The organism is Gordonia aichiensis NBRC 108223 (genome assembly GCF_000332975.1).
Taxonomy (GTDB): domain Bacteria; phylum Actinomycetota; class Actinomycetes; order Mycobacteriales; family Mycobacteriaceae; genus Gordonia; species Gordonia aichiensis.
Genome location: NZ_BANR01000003.1, coordinates 34,155 through 58,167 on the forward strand (window position 1 = coordinate 34,155; position 24,013 = coordinate 58,167).

Consider the following 24,013-nt stretch of genomic DNA (forward strand, 5'->3'; position numbering starts at 1 on the left):
TTGGCGGAGCAGTTTCGGGGCGTGATCACGTCACCTTCACACAAGGGCGTCAGGACAGGTCTGACGAAACTGCCCGACGCAACCGGATGTCGCGCGGTGCGAGATTGATCCGGTCGAAATCATCGTCCTGGAAGGCGAGCACCCGCTTGTCCATAACTCGACGCCATAGCGGCGGTATGGTCGCGAGCAGGCACATCGTGGCGTAACCAGCGGGTAACTGGGGGGCATCGGGCGCAGAGCGCAGGGTCTGGTACCGGCGTGCCGGATTGGCGTGGTGGTCACTGTGGCGCTGCAAATGGTAGAGGAACAAGTTGCTCCACACATGGTCGCTATTCCAGCTGTCACGGGGGGTGACGCGGCGGTAGTTTCCACCGGGGCTTTTCTCGCGGAGCAGACCGTAGTGCTCGATATAGTTCGCGCATTCCAGGATCATCACTCCACCTATTGCCTGCAGTACCAGCCACGGAAGAACATGCAGTCCGAATGCCGTGGTGAGTCCAGCCCAGAGCACCACGGTGATGGCCCATGCGTTGAGTATGTTGTTGCGCCAGCCCAGTGTCCTGTGCCCGGATCGGTGTAGCCGTCCAGTTTCATATCGCCAACCCGAAAGGAATCCACCGACGATCGAACGTGGCACGAAACGCCAGTACGACTCGCCGAAGCGCGCGCTTGCCGGGTCATCGTGGGTCGCAACCCGGATGTGATGCCCATGGTTGTGCTCGACGTAGAAATGGCCGTAAGCCGACTGTGCGAGAGCAATCTTCGATAGAAAACGCTCGCGGTCGGTGCGGCGGTGGCCCAGCTCGTGGGCTGCGTTGATGCCCACCCCGCCGACCACCGCGACGGTCGAGGCGAGAGCGAGTCGTTCCGCGGTGCCCATTGGCGCATACGTCCAACACCAGCAGGCGAACACCAATCCCGTGTATTGCAACGGAAGGTACAGATAAACACACCAGCGGTAGTAGCGGTCGGCATCGAGTTTTCGGTAGACCTCAGCAGGTGGGCTAGTCGAGTCAGAGCCGCGGAGTACGTCGATTACCGGAAGGACCACAGCCATGACCATTGAACCGAAGGCCCAAAACATCCCGGGTCCTAGCCGATCCACCATCGCGTAGCCGAGAAACGGGCTCAGCGGAACTATCAGACCGCACAGCCACAGATAGCGTCGACGGTCCGTCCAGTTATACGCAGCAGTCATCATCTTCGGTCTCGCCCTCCCCTGACGGCCGACACAATAATCTTTGCTGGCGAAAACTATATGGCCTGCTCTTGCAGAGCCGCTAGTTGGTGTCCGCTTGTGTACAGACTTAGTGCGTGACGTCCGTCTTTACATGTAACTGACGACTCAGCTGAGCGTCTCTGCATTGATGGGGTTGATTCCGCGGCCGAGCTGGTCCCGAACGCAGACGCGGCGACTGACGTCGTCCGCACCTACCCGACGGCCAGCCCCACGGCGGTCAGCACGGCCCAGGCGAGCATCGCCATGCCGGTGGCGCCGAGTGAGGCGATGAGCCCCGGCCCGACGGCACCGGTGCGCACTGGTTGGTAGGCCTTCCACAGCAGGGGAGCAGCGAGCAACCCGAGCAGCGACCACGGCGTGGCCGCGACGAGCACCACGCTCATCACCAGCGGCACGAGGAGCAGCACCCCGAAGAACCGTCGAGTTGCGGCGTCGCCCATGCGCACGGCCAGGGTGTTCTTGCCCGACTCGCGGTCGGTGGGGATGTCGCGCAGGTTGTTCACCACGAGCACTGCCGTCGACAGCGACCCGACGCCGACCGCGCACGCCAGCCCGACCCAGTCGACCTTCCCTACGGTCACGTACTCGGTGCCGAGGACGGCGACGAGTCCGAAGAACACGAACACCGCGACCTCGCCGAGTCCGAGGTAGCCGTAGGGCTTCGACCCGCCGGTGTAGAACCACGCGCCCGCGATGCAGATGGCGCCGACGACGATGAGCCACCAGGCGGTGGTCGCGGCCAGCACGAGACCGCACACGGCTCCGATGCCGAAACACAAGAACGCTGCGTGCTTGACGGCCTCGGGCGACGCCGCACCCGACCCGACGAGTCGCATCGGACCGACGCGCTCGTCGTCGGTGCCGCGAATACCGTCGGAGTAGTCGTTGGAGAAGTTCACGCCGACGATGAACGCGATCGCCACGACGGCTGCCAGCGCGGCCTTCCACCAGTTCACGTCGCCGATGTGTAGCCCGGCGCCGATGCCGGCGACGACGGGAGCGATCGCGTTCGGGAGCGTACGGGGTCGGGCCCCGGCTATCCACTGCGTTGGGGTTGCCACGCTGAAGAGACTATTCCTAGCCTAGGACGGGTCGACGATCGGCGGTCCGGAGGAATCTGCGCAGCGAGAGCGGTGACATCTCGAACCGGACGATGGAGGAGTGGCCTACCGCGCGCTGCCCCGGTACTTGCGGTGGTACTCGTCGTACAGATCGGCGTTGCGGACGCGCTCGTTGCGCTTGACGAGGTCGGGGTTTAGTCCGTGCTGCTCCAGCCGGTGCCTGCGGTAGATCACGTTGAGCGCGATCGAGAAGAATACGTACGCGATCGGGATGGGCGAGAACATGATGAATCGCACGCCCCAGTCGGCGGGGACGAAGAGCATGGGAAGCATCAGGATGATGCAGGGGATCGCCCAGCGGACCACCATGCGAAACGGGGCGCCTTTGCCTGCGAGGTCGTTGGCCACCCAGTCGCGCATAGAATCGGGCAGCACTGCTCCATAGCAGTAGCGGACATACTGCCAGCCCCTTGGTCGAGCCGCGGTGTCTGCCATGGTTTGCGCCCTTCTCGAAATTCAATCGCGTGCTACTGAATTCTACGCGATGCCCAGAATGTCGGAACCGGGGAGCCGTCTGAACAGCTGTGACCTGGGGCGAGCTGGGTGTCACACCACCGAACGAATCCCGCCTGCGGCGTCGACCTCCACGCGGGCGCTTGGGCCCTGTGCTGGTCGGTGCAGTACCGAGGCCGCGGTGGACCGGTTCGACGGGGAGACCCGGACGAACACTTCGCCGTCGTGAGCGGCGTCGAGCATGTTGGTCGCCACCTGTGCGATCCGCTCCCGCAGCTCGCGGGCGATCTCGGTGGTCGAGTCGTCGATCAGCACCACGTCGACGCCGCGGAGCCGGGCTTGGTAGGCGGGGTCGTCGAGATCGAGTTCACTCATCAGCGGTGCGCGCAGTCGGTCGCGGAGATGAGCCTCGAGGATTTCGCAGTCCAGTCGTTGTTGTGCTGAGAGTTCGGCACCCGAAGCGATCAGTTCGAGAAGCGGTCGGGCAAGCGAATCGAGATGTCGTACCTGCCGTGTTCGTTCGTCGGCGGCGGCTCGCGAGGCAGCGAGCTGCGCGACTCTCACAGTGGTCTGCTGTCGTAGTGAGAAGACTTGTTGCGCTGTGGGGTTCAGTGTGTAGGAGAACAGCATTGCCATGAGGAGAGGTGCGACGTCGGCGGCCACCTGAACTACGGAGGCGACGGCTCCGGCACCGCTCATCGCACCCCAGGTGGCGAATACCACGACGGTGGCGAGAAATCCGATCCACGGTGTGAGTCGTCGTCCGCGCACCACCATGAATGCGTAGATCGCAGCAGACGCTCCGTGACTCATCGCAACGGCAACGGAGGTGATCGCCGCAGCCGACGACACCGACAAGACGAGCGTGCTGCACACCGGACCGGTCGCAGCGAGGAGCACGGTCGGCACCACAGGAAGTGGGTCACCCTCTGCAGCGATGAGAGCGATGGTGGCAGCCGAATAGATGATGGCCGCGGCGATGGGGCCCGCTACGTTGGTGACGGTGCCCGCGGATGTCAGAGCGGCGAGCCAGCACCCGCAGATGAATGCGCCTGCCACCAGCCACACCCCGCGCTCACGCATGCCGAGGAGGTGTCGGGCATCGCTCAACTCGTGCGGGTCCACGACAACCTCACTGTTGTTCCGCGCCCCGGCTGCGACTCGATGGTCGCCGAGGCTCCGTCTAGCTTGGACATCCGGCCGACGATGCTCACTGAGATGCCAAGACGTGAGGCCGGAACCGCATCGGGGTCGAATCCTGTTCCGGTGTCGATGATGTCGACGCTCAGCCTGTCGGAAGTCGACGATGCCTGCACGCGTGTGCGTGCCTCAGGCCCGGCATGGCGAAGGGAGTTGCGGACAGCCTCGGCGGTGGACGAGGCAATGGCCGTGACCACTGCTCCCGGATAGCGGACGGCGTCGTCATCGACAAAGGCCGAGACCGTCTGCTGCGGCGCGACGAGGGCCACCGCCGCACGGATATGACTCAGAGCCTGGGAGGGGTCGACGTCGTCGTCGATGTCGTCGGAGCCCGCTCGGTCGATGGAAGCCAACGCATTGCGCGCATCCTGAACCAGTTCAGATGACGTTCCGCGGCGTGCGGCCAGTAGGAGCGTCGACATGACGCTGTCGTGTGTCAATGCGTCGAACCGTGCCCGCTCTGCCGAACGTGCCTGTGCGGCAGCGGCCGCGGCGGTGGTCGCATAGGCTTCGGCCCGCGAGTGGTCGAGTAGTCGGGCGGTGCGTCGGCCCATGACGGTGGCAATGACAAAGACCATGGAGAACGCGTTGGCCCAGCCCAACTGGCCCACGATGGGTCCGATTACTTGTGCTTGCCGTACCAACCTGTCTGCGACGATGGACCCGCTCACGGCCACCACGAGTACCACGAACGCCCAGGCCGGTCGGAAAGCGAGGGCTGCGCAGATGGCGGCGAGGCCAGGAAACATCGAGAGCCACAGCCCCTGCACGGTGTGAATCTGTCCGCCGTCCCAGGCAACCCACCAGAGGGCGAGCGTGATCAGATAGCCGATTGCGCTGATGCCGGTGATGGCCTGAAGTCGGCGGTAGCCGGCGCGATACGCCAGCGGGGCCATGGCCAGTCCGGTGCCGAAGGTCAACAGCACTGCCGTCGGGGTATACCAAGGCGCGGTGATTTCAGATGCCGCGGCGATCGGTACCGCGAGTTGTGCGCCGTAGAGCAGGTAGCCGGCGGCGGCGAAGAGAGTGAACTGGCGCAGAATCCGGCGACCCGCGAGCGCGTCGCGCGCGGTCTCGCTTACCGTCGGAGACGACGCGGTATGGGTAGCCATCCGTCCTCGATCGCTCGTTTGTAGAGGTCCGTTTTGGTGGGTGCGGGGCGTCCGGCGCCCTGGTATCGCAGTCGGATACGGCTCACGTAATCGGCGACAGTCTCGTGGGAGAGGTGGAGCTCTCGTGCGACGCGCGCGGTCGACTCGCCCGCTGCGTACAGCTCGAGCACACGTCGGAGTTGAGGTGGGAGGTCGACGAACTCGTCGTCGGAGTCGATCGCGGCTGCCCAGTCGATACTCGCGACCACCTTGCCCTCGAGTGCCTGTCTGATGCCGTCGAGCAGTTCGGTGTCGCGCGCGTTCTTGCGGATCACGCCGAGCACGCCTGCGCTCGCGGCTTGGCGGACGAGATACATCTCGTCGCCTGACGTGTAGACGAGCACCGGTATGCCTGCCTCGGTGAGGACAGCGATGTTGGTGAGTGGCGAGGTCCCGTCGTCGAGGCGAAGGTCGAGGAGTACGAGGTCGAGGTCGGTGGTGATGGCGAGTAGGTCGGCGACGGTGTCGGCTCCGGCGGTCAGTTCGAGTGCATCGTGCTCGGCGAAGGTGGCTCGCAGGCCGCGGACGATCTGCGCGTGATCGTCGACGACGCCGATACGCGCACGTCGAGGGGGGTGCGTCATGTCAGTACTTTGCCTGATCGGGCCCGCCATGCGGGTAGCTGTGACCGGGGATTCCTGACTGCTGCGGCATCATTTCGTCCGTTCGGACTACACCCTCGGCGATTCACGCAGGAAAGGACTGCCCCGCACGATGATGCCGTCGACACAGCGCCCGATACTGCACAGGGCCGTCGATGGTGTCGCCTACCGCAACGACGTCTCCGGACCTGACCACCTCTCCGTCGACGATCCGTGCGTTCATGAAAGCGGGTCGGCCGCACCAACAGAGGACCACCGCCTGCATCCGGTGGGCTTCGTCGGCGATCTCGATGAGACGTGCCGAGCCGTCGAACAGCCGTGTGCGGAAGTCGGTGAGTAGTCCGTAGGCGAACACGTCGATGGCGCGTTTGTCGACCAAGAGTGCGAGCTCGTCCACTTGGGCGCGGGTGAGGAACTGCGCTTCGTCGCATACGACGTAGTCGATCCGGTGCGACGTGAATCCGTCGACGAGGTCGTGGAGGGCGGTGGTGTCGTCGACGAGGATCGCGTCTGCGACGAGGCCGATGCGGCTGGTGACCAGTGGCAGGCCGGATCGGTCGCATTGGGTGAGCAACAGGCCGACTCGTCCCTGCTGGCTCTGGTTGAAGTGCGTCTGCAGCGCGAGTGTGGTTTTCCCTGCACCCATCGGCCCGTAGTAGAACACGAGACGACCGGGCTCGGACACCACGTACCTCCTCGACGATGCTCGTCACATGATGCTGCATGCGCCTCCGATGTGCAGAACTGTGGAGCCGCGCAGCAGTGGGTGCTCGGTCGCGGGTTCTACCGCCCGGGTCTGCGTCGTCGAGACGCACTTGGCGCAACGCGCGAAGAGATGCGAGCGGACTGCAGACCCCGATCACGAACCGCTGTTGGCGTCCTTGCTGTTGTCCGAATCTTCGTCTTCCTTCTTGTTCGGCTGAGCGTTCCTGAACCCCTTCTCAATGCCTTTCTCCACGCCCTTCTCCAGAGCGGGTCCGAGGCTTTGTGCGAGTGTGCCCCAGGGGGTTTTGCCGATCTCCTCGGGTTTGATGTCGAGGAAGGAGGAGTCGCCTCCGATGTTCCACTGGAATGCCTCGCGCAGGTCCTCGAGCTTCATCTCCTTGTTTCCCGCATTGAGGTAGACGTACATGCGTCCGAACCGGAGGGCGTGTCGTCGGCCGAGGAGGGTCACGCTCTCGTGCAGGAACGACCGAGCGAGCGCGACGAAATACTTCACGCCGACGAGCACGATCGCTCCTAGGGAGATGGCGCTGACCACTCGCAGTACCAGGACATTGATGTTGAGAGTGTGGTCGTACGGCACGTCACCCGCGTGCCGCGCGATGAACACGCTGAGCGTGATGAGTGCAGCAACCGCGCCCACCGAAGTGGCGATCCCCGCACGGACCATGTTGCGGGCGCGGTGGGTGAGTACGTCCTGCGCCTTCTCGACGAACAGGTCAACTGCGGCGAGCCGGAACACGGCCTCGGTGGACGAGGCGTCAGTGGACGAGGTGTCGGTGGACGAGGTGTCGGTCGGCACGACATTTTTCAGGTTGGCCTGCGACTTCTTGAGGACATCGTTGCGGAGCTTGATCTGAAGCGCCAGCTGCTCGAACTCGCGCTTCGTTCGTCCGGAACGAGTACACCAAGCGCACACAGATCTCGGTTGTAAACGTCGTGGCTTGGTGCGGTTGCGTCGGTCACGTCGCCGTGCCGTGCGTGAGCCCTTTGACCCGAGCTTTTGTGGCTCCCGTTCCAGCATCTTCCACGAATCCCTCCGTAATGCCAAGGTTCACCAGCATAGGAGAAACACACTGATGCACAACAGAATCAAGATCGTTTTGGTACGGTCGATCGACAAATTGCGGCATCATTGCAAGTGCTCGGGCGAGCTTCGGATGCCGTCGTATCCACGGCTCCTAGGCGCGACGTATGGAGTTCTCAAGGGTCCTGCACCCGACGCCGAGGCGTCGAGCGGAGTAGTTGACTGTGGGCTATGGCTGAGCTTCTAGGCGGCGACGTCGTCGAGGCGCATGGTTCTCCGGTTGTAGGCAGGTAACGGGGTGCGTTGCTGGTCGACACCGGACGGTGGGATGAGCCAGGGGTGGCGGTCGTGACCCATTACGACGTCCCAGTCGCTGGCGTGAATCTGTGCATGGCATGACGGGCAGAGTAGGCATCCATTGTCGAGATCGGTTGTGCCGCCGTCGATCCAGTGCTGGATGTGGTGTACGTGAGACCACGAGGCGGGCGCTCCGCACTTGACGCAGCATTCGTCGCGGATCGTGACAGCTTTACGCAGGCGTGGCGGGAACAGTCGCTTGGTGTGTCCCATCGCCAGCGGTACGGTCTCGCCGTCGATGACGACCTCGGTGAGGGATGCGTCGCACGCGAGTGAGCGCGCCGTCAGTTCGGTGACCGGGCCGACCCACGGCAGGCGTGCCGGTTCCGGGGTGTCGGCGTGAACCAGCAGCGCGAGATTGGTTTTCGGTGCTGTGACGAATGGTGTGTCGATCGCGGCGGCGAGGTCGAGGATCTGCTCGAGAGCCTCGGTGCGCCGTTGTCCGATCGAACGACGGTCGGGTGAACCGTCGGGCTCGGGACGTTCAGCGGACAGTGAATCGATTGCGGTGGTCAGCTTTTCGGCGATGACCAGATCGACGTCGCCACGGATCTCGGTGCGTCCGTCGCCGTTCTGTGTGATGGAGAGTGAGTTGATGGTGCGGTCTTCTGCTGCGGGTACGCCCCCGCTTTCTCGCACATGCTCGTTGGCACGACCACGCGCCACAAGCGCGATCTCTCGGGGTTTGGCCCCGGAGAGCCCCTGGGCGATCAGTGCGCGCTCATGATCGAGGCGCTCGTCGTCGGAAAGTCTTTCAGCTGAACGCTTCTCGATGTGTGCGAGTCCGGACACGATGGCAGAAGTGTGCTCACTGGAGAACACGCCGTCTTCGATGTAACCGGGTAGCCGCTGCAATGTTGCCATGGCCATGCCTAGCTGTAACCAGCGCGTCGCGGCTGCAGGCGCAGCTCCCATCTCCATCAGCAGCCCGCGCGTCTTGCCGCCCGGTCCGGCGACTTTGAGTCGGTCCATCGCGGCGGCATGCGTCGCGAGATGAAACTCGATGACGTTACGCATCGTCATCAGTGTCTGTGTCGCAACGTGGATCTCACGGCCGGTCACGTCGTCGTCGAGACGAATGTCGCGGAGTTCGTCGAGGACTGGGGGAGCGGGGGCATGTGTCCATTATGCGGAGAACGCGTGTTCGAGTCAAGAATAATCGAAGAATTGATGGGGCGAAACCTACTGTGTCACAACGTTATTAGAAGAGCATAACTGTGCTAGCTGAAGTATATCGGGGGTCTCTGACACGATCGCGTCGTCGAATCGCGTTATCCACAAGCGGCGCGGAAACGAGATCCAACGGATACGTTTTCGACGGACGCGTGGGGCCTGTGGATTCGTGTGTTCGGCCCCTTTCCCGTTGGCGGTCGTCGCCGTAGCGTCGACCGTCGTGAATTGTTCTCGGTTGATACGTCGTGTCATGGTGGCGCTGGTCGCCTGTGCGGCAACGATCATGGGCCTGCTCGCCACAGCGCCTCATGCGGAGGCGCTGACATCCGTCGACGCATTCGACCGAAGAATCTGACGCCTGCCGCGAATGATCCCATCGGGTCGATCGACGAGGTGTCGTCGCCGCGAGCCGGAGTAGTGCGGATTCGGCGCTGGGCCCTCGATCGGGACAGTGCCGGAGACTCGATTCAGGTGCATGCGTACGTCGGCGGTCAGGCCGGCGCGCCGAACACCGACGGCATCAACGTCGGTGAAGGCTGGACCAACCCACAGGTCGGCTGTAAAACCGTGACCATCAAGTAGCCGAGCACACGTCAGAACGGGCAAGACCGATGTGAGTTTCGACGTGTAGTACCCGAACGACGGTGCGCCAGCCCTGTTCGTGTGAACAGGGCTGGCGCACAGACCTTGAGACGTTCATCCCGGCGGTGATGGTTGCGTACCTGGACGTTCCGCCCGGTTGGCGGCACGTCGGCAGGGTTTCGATGACGGCGTCGTAGTTGGGCTGGCAGAAGAACGGAAACGAGATCCGACGACTCGCCGGTCCGCTGATGGTGGGGTTCTGCACGCGGTGCAGCGTGGAGATCCAGCGGTCGTTGGTCCAGCGGGCCATGAGGTCGCCGATGTTGACCACGAATGATCCGGCGATCGGTTCGATCGGGCACCACACGTCGTCGAGGAACACCTCGAGCCCGCCGACGGCGTCGGACTGGTAGAGGAGGGTGAGGCTGCCGTAGTCGGTGTGCTCGCCGACGCGGAGCTGTCCCGGCTCCGGTGTGGCGGTCAAGGGCGGATAGTGGTTGGCGAAGAGGTTGCTGATCGGGCGGTCGACCTTGTCGTCGAACCAGTGCTTGTCCAGTCCGAGTGCCACGGCGAACAGTTGCATGAGTTCGAATGCCAACGAACTCATCTCGCGGTAGTAGGCCTCCCAGATCTCACGGAATCGGGCTGGACGCCCCGGCCATTGGTTGGCGGCGAAGTACCCGAGGTCTTGGGCTCGTCGGAACCAGGGGTCGTCGGGCACCTCCGGCAGCCCGATGGAGAACAGCTCGACGAGATCAGCAGGAGTCTCGATGCCACGGGTGCGTGCGAGGGCGCTGCTTGGCTCCGTCGATCTGCCGCGCGTTGGCGTCGAATTCGATGTCGCGGGAACCTGCGCGGGCGAGGTCGATCATGGGGACCGTGTTGGTCATGCGTTGAACTCCTGGGATGTGATGAGCCACCCGTCGCGACGCCTGTGGCGCGGGTGTGCGTAGGTGAGGGGATTGGACGTGGTCAGGCCGAGCGCGATGCCGTTTCGTTGCATCTTCTTCGCCATTCTGGTGCGCGGCATTGCCCCCTGCGACCGCGAGTGGTGCATACGCTGCAACAAAGCCGATAACCCGGGCCGTGCGGAAGCCGAAGGGGTGGTCGTCGTGAACCTTCAACGTCGCGTACAGATCGCAACTCTCTCGGCAGTCGTCTGCGCGGTGCTGGCGCTTGCGGCATGTCAAATGCCACGCGAATCAGGCCAGGCAGTGCCTGAAGCCGCCCAGGCCAGCGATCACATTCCCGCCGACTTCAATACGACGTTCCGTTGGATTCCCAACGACACCCTCGACCTCTCCGCGCCTGAGGGGACCTTTGTCCGGGCCTTCGTCGAATCCTTCGAGATCGCGAATGCCGCGCAATCGACGAGTTGGGGTTACCCGGGATTCGCCGCCGCTGCGCCGTCAAACATCGCGCAGATGCTCACGGTGTATCCGTCGAAGGTGTCGGAGGCCAAGCCCTCGGTAGGCACGGTGTTCTTCTCGGCATTGCGTCGTGAGGACCACCCCTTCGGAACGCGAGTCATCCTGTGCCGCTACGCCTATTCATCCGTCCGTGACGGTGAGGGAACGTCTGCGTGGAACTCGCGGGTCGATGCGCCCCGACCAATCGAGATCGACTTCCGCCGGCAGTCTGACACGCCGCCGATCAAGGCACGCGGGTCTGAACGCACGCCGGACGGCAACGTCTTCGGCGGCTGGTATGCCTCCCGCTACGACTTCGCCGCCGTATATCCGACGCCAACCGCAGACCAGCGGGCGTGCGCGGCGCAGGGCCCTACATCCGTGCCGAACCGCGCGGCCACTCGGGGAGCACATCCCTGGGCGCCGATGCCACCAAGCCCAGGATGGTCGGCGGGTAACGACGTCTGACGTCACCCGCGACACCTCGGACGTCGTTCGTCGGCCCATATCTCGCTCACCCTCAGAGTTGGCCAGTTTGCGGTCATGTCGGCCGCTGCGTGTCGTGTCGCATGTTGTCGGTGGCCATCGATATTCTGGCCGCGGCAGATCAACCGATCAGACGGGGGAGCGCATGCCACTGCATGCACGAAGAATGGCTCGAGGCGCCTTGATCTCGGCGGTTGCGATCGGTTGCGGGCTCGGCGTCGTACCCGGAAAGGCCGACGCCAGCGTACGCGCCCTGAGCATCGCGCGGCCAGGGGGTACCGGGAAGTACGGTGCGGGATGCACGTACACGCTCACTGCGCGCGTCACCAACGACGACCTCGTGACCTTCTCCGTGCGTCAACCGACACGACTTGTCGACGGGAAACTGCTGCGATTCACGTTCGACGTGATGCCGCGCAGGCATGTTGCGATTTTCCATTGGAGCCCGGTCGTCGAGGGGCGATTCGTGCTTGCAGCAAGGCAAGGAGATTCTCCGTGGAAGCTGCACGACGCCGACGTCGGACGACGTCTGGACCTCGGGAGCTCGTGTTCAGGAATCTGAAGACGTCTCGAGCTGCGCGAGATCAGTGAGCGGCTTCGTATGCTTCGATGATTTCTTTTGGAAGGCGACCGCGGGGACCCACCTCGTACCCCTCTTCGATCGCCCACTCACGAATATCGCCGGTGCTGGCGGTGCCGCCCTTGGGTGACGCCGCAGCCGCAGCGCGTTTAGAAACGCGTGGAGCGGTCGACTGTTTGCGGCCCCCCACTCGTGTCGACGCTTCGAGAAGCTTTGCCACAGTAACGCGACCGTTCTCGACCTTGTCCAAGTTGGCGCTCGAAATATCGAGCTGATATTCCACGCCAAGCCAGGACCACAAAACGGTGTGGACGTCGTCGAGATCAATCTCCCGACCGTCTAGATCATCAACAAAAGCGACTGAGCGGATGGTTGCCATGTGTCGAGGTTAACGTATGACATCTATCCGAACGGACGATGCACGCGCTTCTCGATCTATGGTGAGCGATTCCCGTCGTATATGGAACAGGCGTGAGGCGCTCGACCGACATGATGTGCACCCGTTAGTGGTCGGTGTTCTCGGTGAGAGTAGCTGCGACATAATAGGTTCCACAGCATACTATTTGATGCCGCCTATTCTGGCGCCCGCCGATCCGGTGTTGTGTCCGACCCACGAACACCGTGTGGCGTAACAGCCACGCCGCCCGCTCGGTGGAGAGGACTTTGCGTCATCGGACGCGCTGAATCGCGTTCACGTGCGATCTCGACGCCATCACGGCGGAGCGAAGAAGCCTGACACCAAATCGAAAATTCTTGGTCAGTGGGAGTCGATGTGCCGGCCATTCGACCAGACCAGTGGCGTGATCGACCTCATTCGGCCCCCAAGGTCGTCGATGGAGACGGTTGGTTCGTCGCCAGCCGGTGGGCGTCGGCATCGAGTGACGCGACCGCTGACTGCGCATCTCAGATCCACGGATTGGTACGTCAGTACCGACGGTATGGCTTAGCGGAGCCTTAATTGTCATCAGCCTGTTACCGCGCGACTCTTCGTAGGAAGCGATGTGGCCATAGTGTTCTAAGTTAAGGGTGGGACTGAAGTGAAAGGACTAGCGTGGCATTCAGGCACACGCCGTGGTCGACGCGGCCGGTCTCGAGAAGAAGCTCGTACGTGCGCTTTCGAATACTCTTCACGACCCTTACTGTCGTGGTGGCCGTCATCGCCTGTAGTGTTGCGCGCGCCCCGCAGGCCCACGCGGCCGGTGTGGAAGCCGAATCGCTGTCCACTTCAGGAACCGCGTACACCGTCGCCGACTCGACGGCATCAGCTGGACGGGCTGTCGTGCTCGCCACTGCTGGCAGTCGGGTGACATTCCGTGGTGCAACGCCTGCGTTGTCGGGAATAGTGTTGCGCGCGAAAGGATCTCAATGCTTCGGTAGTCCCGGAATGCGAGTCCTTGTCGATGGCGTACCAGTCTGGAGTGCGAACGTGACCGCTACGGCGTGGACCAACTACACCGTCTCGGGAAACCTGCCAGCAGGACAACACGTGATCGCGGTTGAGTTCATCAACGACTTCCAATTCGTCTGCGACCGCAATCTCGGGGTGGACACGATCACCGCGGTCCAAGCCGGATCGCCACCATCCACCACGCCGACGACGCCGACGACGCCGACGACGCCGACGACGCCGACGACGCCGACGACGCCGACGACGCCGACGACGCCCACCACGCCAACGACGCCCACCACGCCAACGACGCCCACCACGCCGCCGTCGGCAACGGGCTGCACGCGTAACGAGTACAGCGCTAGTTACTTCAACAACACCAGCTTCACCGGGGCGCCCATTGTCACGAGATGCGAGGCCAGTGTGGGCGGCAGCTGGACGGGATCGCCTGTGCCCGGCGTCAACCCCGACAACTTCGGAATCGACTACTACGGTGTTCTGTCCTTCCCCGTGACCGGCGATTACGTGTTCGCAGCAGACACAGGGGATGTTGGCGTCCAGGTGTGGCTCGACGGCGCGAAGGTGATCGACGAGCCGAACGCCAGCACGTGGGGGCGATTCGAGCAGGTGCGGCAAGTGTCTGCGGGTGAGCATGTTGTCCGCGTGCGGATCGTGGATGCCGGCGGTGTAGCACGTGAGTTTTTCTCCGTGGCGCAGACGGCGCTGAACGCCCAGACCGCCGACGGGAGGTACTTTGCGCAGAATTCGTTTTGGAACAACGTGATTCCCAGCGGAGCAACCGTCGATTCGAACAGCTCGGCATGGGTGTCCTCGCTTGTCAACAATGGAGCCATCTCCGAGATCTCCATGAACTCGTCGGTGTGGTCATTCCCGATTTACAAGGCCGATGCTTCTGTGCGTTCTATCCCTATCCGAATCACGAACTCCAACAAAACGATCTCCGTGCCTTATCTGCCTACGTACCGCCCTAGCCCGGATAGTGACTCGTCTTTCATGGTGATCGACCAGTCGAACGGATGTATGTATGACTTCCAAGCCTTCAACCCCGCATCGATGACTGCCATAGCGTCGGCGTCGTATCACGCGTACACAGGCTCGGGCGGGCACACCGCGGGGCCGTCGCATGCCGGCGGGGAGTTTTCGCGTGCCGCGGGGCTGATCACGCCACGAGATGTCCAGCGAGGCGAGATCAACCACGCGTTGCGTTTCGCGATCCCAGACGGGGGCGATCGCTTCGAGTATCCGGGTACCAGAACCGATGGGACACGGAGAGGTGGACCACCGCAGGGCGTGCGGATTCGGCTCGATCCGACCCTCGACGTCAGTACCCTCGGCCTGACGCCGTTCCAGACCATGGTGGCCAGGGCGCTGCAAACTTACGGTGCATTCAATGCGGATAGTTCGGACTCTTTTTCTTTGTACGCAGAGAATCCGATCGACGGCAGCACGTATCCGACGCAGTTGTCTGGTCTGCCGAAAGCGTTGATTTCCAAAATGCAGTTTCTCGAGCCGACCATGAGCTCGGTCGACGTCCAGCTTGATCGCTCGTCGGACACCACCTGCGCGCAGCAGCAATAACTCAGCTCGAAGGTGGTCTTCACCTGCGACGCCGACTACCTCGTCATGTCGTCTGACTAGATCACAACAGTGAGAGACGCCGGCGCCCTGACCGCCTGCAGTGTTCAGTTTCTCGAACCGGGAATTTGAAAGCGATTCGGAATGCTGCGATACTGATCGGGTCGTGTCGGTTCTTTCGCGAGTCGGCGCGTCCTGGGCGGTTCTGGGAGGGTTCCGCCCTACGACTTCACACGAGGGGGATCATGGTATCCGGTTTTGGCGACGATTCGGCTGTATCCGCAGTGGTGAAAGCCGCGGCAGGCGCTGCTGACGAGGTGGACCGCGAAGCTCGGTTCCCGGGCGAGGCGGTGGACATGATGCGAGCAAACAAACTTCTGTCCGTCTCATTGCCGTTGGAAGTGGGCGGCGGCGGAGCCTCGATCACCGACCTCTCCGCGATGGCCCGGGCGATCGGTGCGGCGTGCAGCTCCGCGGGAATGGTGTTCGCAATGCACCACATTCAGGCACTGAGCCTGACCTTCCACGGAGCGACTGGACAGACGGCAGACCTCGCCCGCGAGATCGCCTCGTCCGAGGCGCTCCTGGCGTCGGCAACGACCGAGATCACCACCGGCGGCGACGTGCGCTCGTCGACCTGTGCTGTCGAGGTCGACGGCGACACCGTTCGCCTCGAGAAGAACGCCCCGGTGATCTCGTATGGCGCGAACGCCGACTACATCTTCACTACAGCACGTCGCACTCCCGACAGCCCGCCGAGCGATCAGGTGCTTGTCGTGTGCCCGGCGAGCACCACGGTTCTCGAACAGACGTCGACCTGGGACACGCTCGGGTTCCGAGGAACCTGCAGCCCCGGCTACATGTTGCGTACCGAGACCTCGGTGGCCAACATCCTGCCGGTCGACTACGCGATGATCTCAGCGCACACGATGCTTCCGTCGTCGCACATTCTCTGGGCGTCGGTGTGGCTGGGTATGGCCGATGCCGCGCTCGCCAAGGCTCGCGCGCAGGTCAGGGCGTCGGCGCGCAAGTCGCCGGGGACGACTCCGCTGGCCGCGCGTCTGGCGGATCTGCTGGTAGTCCATCAAGAATTCGAGGCGCTCGTATCCGACGCGTTGAGCCGTTACGAGGACTTCCTCTCGAGCGACCAGGAGGAACCGACCGTCGGATTCGCCATCGCGATGAACAACGTAAAGCTGCGCGCATCGACGCTGGTAGTCGAGGTGGTCACCGGTGTCCTCGCATTGATCGGTATCAATGCCTACCGTGAGGACCACAAGGCGTCGATGGGGCGACTCGTGCGTGACTGTTTCGGACCGCAGCTGATGGTGTCCAACGAACGTATCCGTGCCAACAACGCACAACTTGTTCCCGCCTACAGGGGTTGATCGCAGATGAACAACATCGTGGAACTTCGCAACGTCAGCGACACCGTGGAGCCGTCGGAGCTCGATGTGGCTCGAGCAGATTTCCGTGATCGTCTCATCGACGGTGGTCTTCTTGTCCCCACCGGGATCGACGGACTCTACGGCAGGGGCGGAGTTTTCGAGGACATCATTGAGGGGATCGACAGTCTCGCCCGTTCGGCAGGTGGTGCAGCCCACGCCGCGGACGGACTCCAACGATTCCGCTTCCCACCGGTGTTCCCGCGGGCGTCCTTCGAGAAGACAGACTACATTGCGTCATTTCCCAATCTGACCGGTGCGATCTCCACATTTACCGGCGGAAACAAGGAACATCGCGCGCTCCTCGCCGACCGCGAGGCCGGGCATCCCTGGGACGGGCACCTCGCTTCTGCAGGCACCATGCTGGTATCGGCTGCCTGTCATCCTCTCTACTCCACTCTGGGAGACACCGTTCCGGACAACGGGATTCGAGCCGACGTGTACGGCTACTGCTTCCGGCACGAACCCGCCATCGATCCCGCTCGCATGCAAGCGTTCCGGATGCACGAGTTCGTCTACGTCGGTAACGCGGAGGGGGCCGAAGCTCATCGGGACGGATGGATTGGCCGCGCGATGTCGGTGCTCGAATCCATTGGTCTCGACGCAGAGGCGGTGCCCGCCAACGACCCGTTCTTCGGCAGGGCCGGAAAGATGTTGGCCAGCAACCAACTCCAGGAGAATCTGAAGACCGAGCTGGTGGTACGCATCTACGGCGACCTTGACGACGGTACAGCTGTGGTGTCGTGTAATTGCCACCGCGAACACTTCGGTGAGAACTTCGCGATCACGACGCCGGACGGCGAATACGCGCACAGTGCGTGCGTCGGCTTCGGAATGGAACGAATTGCTTTGGCACTGCTGTCGACGCACGGCCTCGATGTGTCTGAGTGGCCGTCGGAAGTACGTGCGCGCCTTGCACTCTGACGGTCTTCGCTGATTCGCTAGCTCTGCCGTTAGACAAACGCGCCGACCCCGCTCATGGGTCGGCGCGTTTTCACATCAGCAGGTCACGGCCTCAGCACGTCGAGTCTGGGCTGCCACCATGCATCATCTTGTCCAGCCAGAGGTACCCGCTCATGTCGTCGCCGATGTTGTGGTCACGGCCCGGCAACTTGTGGAAGCTCACCGGTGCCCCCAATTTGCACGCACCTTTGACTGCGGCAGTGGTCGACGACTCCGGCACGACCTTGTCGCTGGTTCCCTGCATCACGTACAAGGGGACGCGCGAGCCGCGTTGCGGCAGAGTGTATGCAGTCAGAGTCTGTGTGAGCGCTGCCATCGCAGCCGAGTCCGCAGGTGCGACATCGGCGGGATTGATCGCCTTCTCGGCCTGTTCTTGTCGTTGCGCCTGAGCAGGATCGCAGGTGAGCAGGGTGTCGAGCTGTTCGCGGACCTGTCCACGGAGGAAGTCCCACCGGTCGAGCTTGGGATTGGACACCGACAAACCGGTGATCAGATCGGGCATGATCCACGCACGGTCGGCGGGAACGCTCGTCCCGTTCCCGATACCGGCGATCTGAGTCAGATTGACCGCGGGTGCCATCGCCAGAGCTGCGACGAGCTGCAGTTCCGGCGCATAGCTTGCAGCCAGTTCCGTTGCCGCCCACGACGCCTGACCACCTTGTGAGTGCCCCGCGGCCGCCCACCTGGTGCTGATCTGACCGGGATGCAGATTTCGGAGCGCGCGTACCGAGTCGGCAAGATCATATGCCGCCGAGCGTGGTTCGAGATATGGGTGCGCGGGATGCTCGATCGTCGCGCCGCTGTTCTCCGCGGCAATGCCGAGGCCTTGGTAGTCGGTCACCGTGACCGCGTAACCACGCGCGAGGAGTTCGGCCACGGGTCCGGCAGTCCCTAGTGAGGAAGGGGCGTAGGTGGGTCCGCAATTGGGGACAACACCGGTGGTGCCGTGAGCGACGGCGACCACAGGCCACCCACCCTGGGGCGGTGAGCCCTTGGGCACGAACAGGGCCGCAGACACCTCTGTCTGTGCGCCAGTGGCCCCGTCGGTCGAGCGATACGTGGTCAGTTCTGTCTCGCCAAGGCTTCCCGCAACAGCATGTCGAACGTTGACGATACTGCCTGGTGCTTGGTGTGCTTTCTGGACCGGAGTGGCCAGTGGTGCAGATTCTTCGGGCCTCGTCGTCCCAAACGAACACGCGCACAACAGGAGGCCGATGGTCAGAAGTCCTGTCGTAGCAGACAGTAATGAGCGTGAAAAACTAGGTAAGCGCACGTCTATCCACGATACAGATTGTCATTCGAACGGTGTATTTTTTCATCAGTGATCCCGCCTACTTCTCGGCCGCGAGAAGCCTAGGGAGTCACGGATGTGTTCTGGTGGCGAGTGTGGTAACCATGACGTGTGGATTATGGACCTCCTAAGTGGCTTTGTGCGATCTACGCTCTTCCCTTGTGGCTGATAGTGAAGAAATGTGGCATGGAAGAGAAGATCTCTCGTGAGACGCGTCGGTGGGTGACTTGCTCGGCGCTCGGTCACCTCGAGAATGCGTCCACGTTCGAGTCGTTCGCGCACCTGATCGCACGATTCCCAGAATTCAGAACGCTGGTGCACTATCGACTCAGATTCCTGTCGTTTCCAGCTCGGCTGATGTGTCGCCGATTCTGGCCAGGGAGAGTGAACTTATTCTTGGTCGCTGAGCAGATTGGCGATGGTCTGTTCATCCAACACGGATTCGCCACTGGAGTTGACGCCGAGCGAATCGGCGATGACTGCTGGATCAACCAGCAGGTCACCATTGGCAATACGCCGAAAGGTAAACCCACCATCGGTAATCGTGTTGTCGTTGGTGCCGGAGCGATGGTCCTCGGACCAGTCACCATTGGGGACGACGCCGTGGTCGGTGCCAACGCGACCGTCGTGACCGATGTGGCGCCTGGGTCGATCGTGGTGGGACCCAAGGCTGTTGAGCTCCGTCGTGGGCTAGCCGACAGGGTGCAGGACTGACCCGAGTAGCGCACACTCCGGTGACAAATCGGGCTCGGTAGCACACCATGGTGGTGCGCTTCCGAGCCCGACGCATGTTCGATGCTCGTCGTCATGTCCGTTCGTGCGCGGCAACTGCGCTCGTGCCACCGCCAGCGTGCGAAGAATCAGGTGACGAAAGAAGGCGGCAGCTCTCGTAGACGACCGAGTCGAACGGATGCTGTTGGACCACGAGACGATCGAGCCCAGCCTCTGTGATCGCGCGCTTGGCCGCTGCGCTCGGCTCCCTGACGGCGAATGACACACCCATCCTGCGGCTTTCGCGTAGCACCTTGATCAGCTCGCCTACTCCAGCGGAGTCCATATGGGTGACTCGACGGCAGTCGACGAACACCTCACGTACCCCGTCCAATCGGGGCATTAGAAGCTTGCTGTTACCGATATGCTCGCCGTCGAACGAGCCAGACCAGGTCAGTGTGACCGCATCGGTGCCTGCGGGATGAACAGTGGCACGAAGTGGTGCGTTGCGAGCGGTGGCAGTCGTCGCGAAGCGCGTCCCCGCGGCCTTGATCATCGCCCGTCCGTAGAACCGCAGATCACGGGCATAGCGCCCGCCCAGTCTCCGCGGGTCCTGGGTCAGGCGGAACACCCATTCTGCACCAACCCTCTGCATCCACTCCGGTGCGCGACGCGTTTCGCCCGCCAGGAAGTCGATGCTTGCCCCCACGCCGATGCTGATCGGCACACCCAACGCCTGATGGTTGCGGGAGATCCATTTCTCCTGTTTCGGGCAGCCCATTGCGACGAGCAGGATATCCGGATGCGCAGCGAGAATACGACGATGAATTGTCTCGTTGTCGAGGCTGTCGAGATCGGCAGGAGGCGGTGAATAGCCACTGATCAGTAGATCTGGATTATCGCGGCGTGCACGCTGTAGGGCACGCGTGAGAACCTCCTCGGCTGCGCCGAGAATGAAGACCCGGTAGCCGTTTGTGGAAGAGTGTGAGAGAAGTTCGGGCACGAGGTCGGCACCGGCGATTCGTTCTTGGATCGGTCTCGGCATCCCTTTTGATGCCCACATCAGTGGGACGCCGTCACAGAGATTCAGATCGGCGTCGTAGATGATCCGTTGCAGCTCGACGTCGCTCGCCGCCTGTGTCGCGAAATCGAGATTTGCGGTGGTGATGTATCTAGGCTTCCGTGTGCGCACGGAGGCATCGATGTAGTGCAAGACGTCGGCCATTGTTGCATCGTCGAATGGCAATCCGAAGACAGCAGACATGGAAAAATCAGGCCCCCCAGGCATGTGCTCCCCCCACGTAGAGAAACGGACCCCTCCGTAGCCCCCAGAGTGCAGCGAGGGCCGAGAGTCACTGTACGTGATTCATACGAGGATTTGCAGATCTGAATATTGTGGGCATGATTACGTGGTGACTTCTCAGGTTCCTTTGCGCATCTTGATGGTGGGACCAGCGCCGTCGAGTCCGCACAGTCGCGGCGGCATGGCCACCGTGTCGGCCCAGATTCTCGAGTTCGACAAAAGCCGCACCGAGATCCGATACGTATCCACGTTCGACGACCGTCGGCTTGCGGTGCGCTGGCTGTCGGGAGCTGCGGGGATGGTCCGAGCGGCACTGCTGGCCGTCCGAGGAAGGGTCGACGTGGTGCACGTTCACCTCTCGCACGGCGGGAGCGTGCTGCGAAAAAGTCTGCCGCTCTTCGTCGCTCGCCGACGAGGTATCCCGACGGTGATCCATGCGCATTCATACAACTTCGCGGAGTGGTTCGAATCACTCTCGCCGATGATGGCGTGGTGGGTTCGCCATAGTCTGGTCGCCGACCGCTGGCTCGTTCTGGGTGCAGGTATCGGACAGGGATACACCCGGTCACTCGGCTTGAGTGCTGATCGTGTGTCGGTGCTCTACAACCCCGCGCCGGACGTGCGTGAAACCTTCGGCAATGAAAGCGATCTAGATCCCGGGGATGTGATGGTGGTCGCTGTCGCGCTGGGCAGACTCGGTCAACGGAAAGGGACCTACGACATCCTCGATGCGGTTGCGCAGCTGCCCAACGCGGTCCGTGGACGTCTCGCAATCGTACTGGCGGGCGACGGAGACGTCGCGGAGGTGCGGGCGAAAGCTGATGCGCTGACACGGCAAGGCGCTCGCGTCGAGGTACGTGATTGGCTGGGCCCCGAGGAACGTGACGCATTGCTCGCGACGGCGTCGGTCTTTCTGCTTCCAAGTCACGACGAAGGGCTTCCGATGGCACTCTTGGAGGCCATGGCTGCAGGCCTGGCCCCGATTACATCGCCGGTCGGTGCCATTCCAGAGGTGATCAACGACGGCGAGAACGGAATCCTGGTAGAACCGGGGAAAGTGGGGGCACTCGCAGAGGCAATCGAACGGCTCGTCGATGACGGAGCTGAACGTCGAAAGCTTGCCAGCGGCGCTCAGTCGACCGCACGATCAATGTCGCGGTCTATGTGGGAGGAGAGCCTGCGGCGGACATGGAGCGAACTGGTGAGCCGGTCCGGGCGGTAGGGATGGCCGATCCGGATTTCTGGGCGGAGCAACAACAGGTGGGGACCGCGGCGCAGAACTAGCGCAGCGGGATGAGAATCGAAACGGAGTGCAGGGGTGGAACAGCTTTCGTCGAGCATTGTCGAGGTGCGTACGTCGCCAAGAACGAACAACGTAGTTCACCGGCCCGTATTCATCGGGACCGAGAAGCCGATCTTCGCGGTGCTCAGTGCGCCCGCTGACCGGCGGGTGCGGGCGGCAGTTCTGGTGTGCCCGCCACTTGGCAAGGAACAGGCGGAGACGACGCGTGCGCTCCGTTTGGCGGCCGCCCGTCTCGCCGAACGACGCATCGCAGTGTTGCGCATTGACTACCGGCACACGGGGGAGTCGTGGGGGAGTCAGACAGACCCCCGTGCTGCGGAGGAGTGGCTGCGTAGCGTCGAAGTGGCAGTCGATCACCTTCGCGTACTCGGTGCCCCACACGTCGGCGCTATCGGCCTCCGGGCGGGCGCGCTCTTCCTTTCTCAACTGCCGGATACGCTGTCGGAACTGGATTTCGCGGTGTTCTGGGATCCGGTTTCCAAGGGCCGCGCGCTGGTCCGGTCCAAGTCCGTGCTCTACAACATGGTGTCCGAAGACAACGGTGTGGTGCCCGGTCCCCGGCCCGACCGCGTCGACGACGAGGATCCGGAACGAGTCCACGTTGCAGGGCACTCGATGCACTCGACCGCAGCCGCAGCGCTCGGTGTCATGGTGATCGACCCGAAACTGATCGCGACGCGGGCTCCCCGGCGAACACTGGTGATGCTCAGGGAAACCGACACTGCAGGCCGTGTCGGACGGGCGATGGCTGATGCAGGGGTTGAGGTGGTCCAGACACGCGCTCCGGACTATTTCGTCGAACCCACGCATCCGGGGTACCTCGAGTTCCCGACAGTCGATCTCGACCTCCTCACGGACTGGGTCGACGAATCCTGCGGAACACAGTTGGGGTCCGTCGACGTACCCTCGACCGACGACGAGGTGCGCGCGGTGATCGCCCGCACGGCCGACGGTCGTGGAATCGAAACGCGCGTACGTAGCGTGCCGGGAACAGGAGAACTTTACTGGGACACGGCACTCGAGGGGCGGCACGAGACCGCGACCCAGGTGATGGTGAGCTATTCACTGGGGCAGTATGTCCGTTCGGGGCCATCCCGGCTGTGGTGGGAAGCTGCCGAAGCCGTAGCAGCGGTGGGTGGCCGCGCAATCAGATTCGATCGTCTCGGCGTCGGTGAATCGGGCGATCCGTCGGTCGATGACGCGGAGATAGCCCTGTATGCGCCCGAGTTCGTCGAAGGTGCAGCGGCGATCCTGCCGGTGCTCGATGACCTCCCGCCGTCGAGCACGGTGGTGCACACCGGCATATGCGTCGGCGCGTGGGTCGCGACCCACGCCGCTATTCGCCATGCCGCGCGACATCCCGAGACCCACTCGGCTGTGGTGATGGTCAATCCGTTGATGTGGCGGCTGCGGCCCCAGCGAGGCGACACGGCGAGCGTCGACGTCGGGATCGGTGGGTTACCCGAGCAGTTTGGCGAGCCTACTCTGGTAGACAAGGTCATCGGAAAGCTGAGCTGGCACGGTAACCGTGCCGCACCGCGTATCCGACGTCGTTTGCCGGCTCGGTTGCACACGGCCGTCGGCAGGCTTCCGTTCATCCAGATGCCGGAAGTGGTGTTCAACGGGCTCGCACGTGAAAATGTCCGAGCGGCAATGGTGTTCAGTCCACGTGACCACGCCTACTTCGTCTCGAACTTCGGCGGAGACGATGCGCTGCGCAGCAACCCCGAACCCATCAGACGGTGGGTGGCGCCTGTCGGCGACCACACCGCATATCACAGGTTCATGCGCCGTGCGCTCATCACTTCCGTGCTCTGCGAGCTGGTGCCGGATGGAACAGTCGAGGTCCCGGAGGAGTCGGTCGGGCCTGGTGGGGCGCCCATCGACTGGCGGCTCGACTCGTAGGGGGT

General features: G+C 62.9%; 23 protein-coding genes. 8 read left to right on the plus strand and 15 right to left on the minus strand.

Annotated elements, in window-relative coordinates:
* Positions 1-49 precede the first annotated feature (49 nt).
* From GOACH_RS01685 to GOACH_RS23925, 12 genes are all read right to left on the minus strand, one after another.
* Positions 50-1,201: an alkane 1-monooxygenase gene (locus tag GOACH_RS01685; RefSeq protein ID WP_005169496.1), complete on the minus strand. Its 1,152-nt coding sequence runs from the start codon at positions 1,199-1,201 to the stop codon at positions 50-52.
* 230 nt (positions 1,202-1,431) lie between these two features.
* Complete coding sequence (locus GOACH_RS01690; RefSeq protein WP_005169501.1) at positions 1,432-2,301, minus strand: 1,4-dihydroxy-2-naphthoate polyprenyltransferase; 870 nt, start codon at positions 2,299-2,301, stop codon at positions 1,432-1,434.
* 105 nt (positions 2,302-2,406) lie between these two features.
* Positions 2,407-2,796 (minus strand): DUF5313 family protein, encoded by a 390-nt coding sequence (locus tag GOACH_RS01695; RefSeq protein ID WP_005169506.1) that lies wholly within the window; start codon positions 2,794-2,796, stop codon positions 2,407-2,409.
* A gap of 111 nt (positions 2,797-2,907) precedes the next feature.
* On the minus strand, positions 2,908-3,939 hold the full coding sequence (locus tag GOACH_RS01700) for a DUF8320 family protein (RefSeq protein WP_005169509.1): 1,032 nt from the start codon (positions 3,937-3,939) through the stop codon (positions 2,908-2,910).
* Entirely contained in the window at positions 3,921-5,126 is a 1,206-nt protein-coding gene (locus GOACH_RS01705) for a sensor histidine kinase (RefSeq protein ID WP_005169512.1), read from the minus strand. The genes GOACH_RS01700 and GOACH_RS01705 overlap by 19 nt, the downstream gene beginning before the upstream one ends.
* Positions 5,093-5,749, minus strand: a complete 657-nt coding sequence (locus tag GOACH_RS01710) for a response regulator (RefSeq protein ID WP_005169516.1) — start codon at positions 5,747-5,749, stop codon at positions 5,093-5,095. The genes GOACH_RS01705 and GOACH_RS01710 overlap by 34 nt, the downstream gene beginning before the upstream one ends.
* Positions 5,750-5,852: 103 nt before the next feature.
* Entirely contained in the window at positions 5,853-6,452 is a 600-nt protein-coding gene (locus tag GOACH_RS01715) for a thymidine kinase (protein WP_245551788.1), read from the minus strand.
* 174 nt (positions 6,453-6,626) lie between these two features.
* Positions 6,627-7,409, minus strand: coding sequence for a hypothetical protein (locus GOACH_RS01720; RefSeq protein ID WP_005169518.1), 783 nt, complete (start codon positions 7,407-7,409; stop codon positions 6,627-6,629).
* A 351-nt stretch (positions 7,410-7,760) separates the two neighbouring features.
* Positions 7,761-8,891, minus strand: coding sequence for an HNH endonuclease signature motif containing protein (locus GOACH_RS01725; RefSeq protein ID WP_245551789.1), 1,131 nt, complete (start codon positions 8,889-8,891; stop codon positions 7,761-7,763).
* A gap of 730 nt (positions 8,892-9,621) precedes the next feature.
* Entirely contained in the window at positions 9,622-10,350 is a 729-nt protein-coding gene (locus GOACH_RS01730) for an isopenicillin N synthase family dioxygenase (protein ID WP_005169523.1), read from the minus strand.
* A 34-nt stretch (positions 10,351-10,384) separates the two neighbouring features.
* Entirely contained in the window at positions 10,385-10,519 is a 135-nt protein-coding gene (locus GOACH_RS24465) for a hypothetical protein (protein ID WP_281168870.1), read from the minus strand.
* Positions 10,516-10,659, minus strand: a complete 144-nt coding sequence (locus GOACH_RS23925; RefSeq protein ID WP_169330844.1) for a hypothetical protein — start codon at positions 10,657-10,659, stop codon at positions 10,516-10,518. The genes GOACH_RS24465 and GOACH_RS23925 overlap by 4 nt, the downstream gene beginning before the upstream one ends.
* 184 nt (positions 10,660-10,843) lie before the next feature.
* On the opposite strand from GOACH_RS23925, the gene GOACH_RS01735 reads away from it, so the two are divergent.
* Together GOACH_RS01735 and GOACH_RS01740 are read left to right on the plus strand one after the other, a co-directional pair.
* Positions 10,844-11,506, plus strand: coding sequence for a hypothetical protein (locus tag GOACH_RS01735; RefSeq protein WP_245551790.1), 663 nt, complete (start codon positions 10,844-10,846; stop codon positions 11,504-11,506).
* 184 nt (positions 11,507-11,690) lie between these two features.
* Complete coding sequence (locus GOACH_RS01740) at positions 11,691-12,086, plus strand: hypothetical protein (RefSeq protein WP_083859001.1); 396 nt, start codon at positions 11,691-11,693, stop codon at positions 12,084-12,086.
* Between the two features lie 22 nt (positions 12,087-12,108).
* Here the strand turns inward: GOACH_RS01740 and GOACH_RS01745 are convergent, their stop codons facing one another.
* Positions 12,109-12,483 carry a histone-like nucleoid-structuring protein Lsr2 gene (locus GOACH_RS01745; protein WP_005169533.1) on the minus strand — a complete coding sequence of 125 codons (375 nt, stop codon included), beginning with the start codon at positions 12,481-12,483 and terminating at the stop codon, positions 12,109-12,111.
* A 1,005-nt stretch (positions 12,484-13,488) separates the two neighbouring features.
* Between GOACH_RS01745 and GOACH_RS23245 the strand changes: the two genes are divergently transcribed.
* From GOACH_RS23245 to GOACH_RS01765, 3 genes are all read left to right on the plus strand, one after another.
* Entirely contained in the window at positions 13,489-15,090 is a 1,602-nt protein-coding gene (locus tag GOACH_RS23245; RefSeq protein ID WP_373279069.1) for a carbohydrate-binding domain-containing protein, read from the plus strand.
* Positions 15,091-15,332: 242 nt separating this feature from the next.
* Positions 15,333-16,475, plus strand: a complete 1,143-nt coding sequence (locus tag GOACH_RS01760) for an acyl-CoA dehydrogenase family protein (RefSeq protein ID WP_005169537.1) — start codon at positions 15,333-15,335, stop codon at positions 16,473-16,475.
* A 6-nt stretch (positions 16,476-16,481) separates the two neighbouring features.
* A complete protein-coding gene (locus GOACH_RS01765) occupies positions 16,482-17,456 on the plus strand; it encodes an amino acid--[acyl-carrier-protein] ligase (RefSeq protein WP_005169541.1) in 975 nt (324 codons plus the stop codon).
* A 91-nt stretch (positions 17,457-17,547) separates the two neighbouring features.
* Here GOACH_RS01765 and GOACH_RS01770 read toward each other — a convergent pair whose 3' ends face one another.
* Complete coding sequence (locus GOACH_RS01770; protein WP_217999507.1) at positions 17,548-18,372, minus strand: lipase family protein; 825 nt, start codon at positions 18,370-18,372, stop codon at positions 17,548-17,550.
* A gap of 525 nt (positions 18,373-18,897) precedes the next feature.
* Here GOACH_RS01770 and GOACH_RS01775 point away from each other — a divergent pair.
* Positions 18,898-19,500: a serine O-acetyltransferase gene (locus GOACH_RS01775; RefSeq protein WP_005169546.1), complete on the plus strand. Its 603-nt coding sequence runs from the start codon at positions 18,898-18,900 to the stop codon at positions 19,498-19,500.
* Between the two features lie 91 nt (positions 19,501-19,591).
* Here GOACH_RS01775 and GOACH_RS23080 read toward each other — a convergent pair whose 3' ends face one another.
* Complete coding sequence (locus GOACH_RS23080; RefSeq protein WP_005169549.1) at positions 19,592-20,785, minus strand: WecB/TagA/CpsF family glycosyltransferase; 1,194 nt, start codon at positions 20,783-20,785, stop codon at positions 19,592-19,594.
* A gap of 196 nt (positions 20,786-20,981) precedes the next feature.
* Between GOACH_RS23080 and GOACH_RS01785 the strand changes: the two genes are divergently transcribed.
* On the plus strand, positions 20,982-22,022 hold the full coding sequence (locus GOACH_RS01785; RefSeq protein WP_169330845.1) for a glycosyltransferase family 4 protein: 1,041 nt from the start codon (positions 20,982-20,984) through the stop codon (positions 22,020-22,022).
* Positions 22,023-22,118: 96 nt separating this feature from the next.
* Complete coding sequence (locus GOACH_RS01790; protein ID WP_040517459.1) at positions 22,119-24,008, plus strand: alpha/beta hydrolase; 1,890 nt, start codon at positions 22,119-22,121, stop codon at positions 24,006-24,008.
* Positions 24,009-24,013 lie beyond the last annotated feature (5 nt).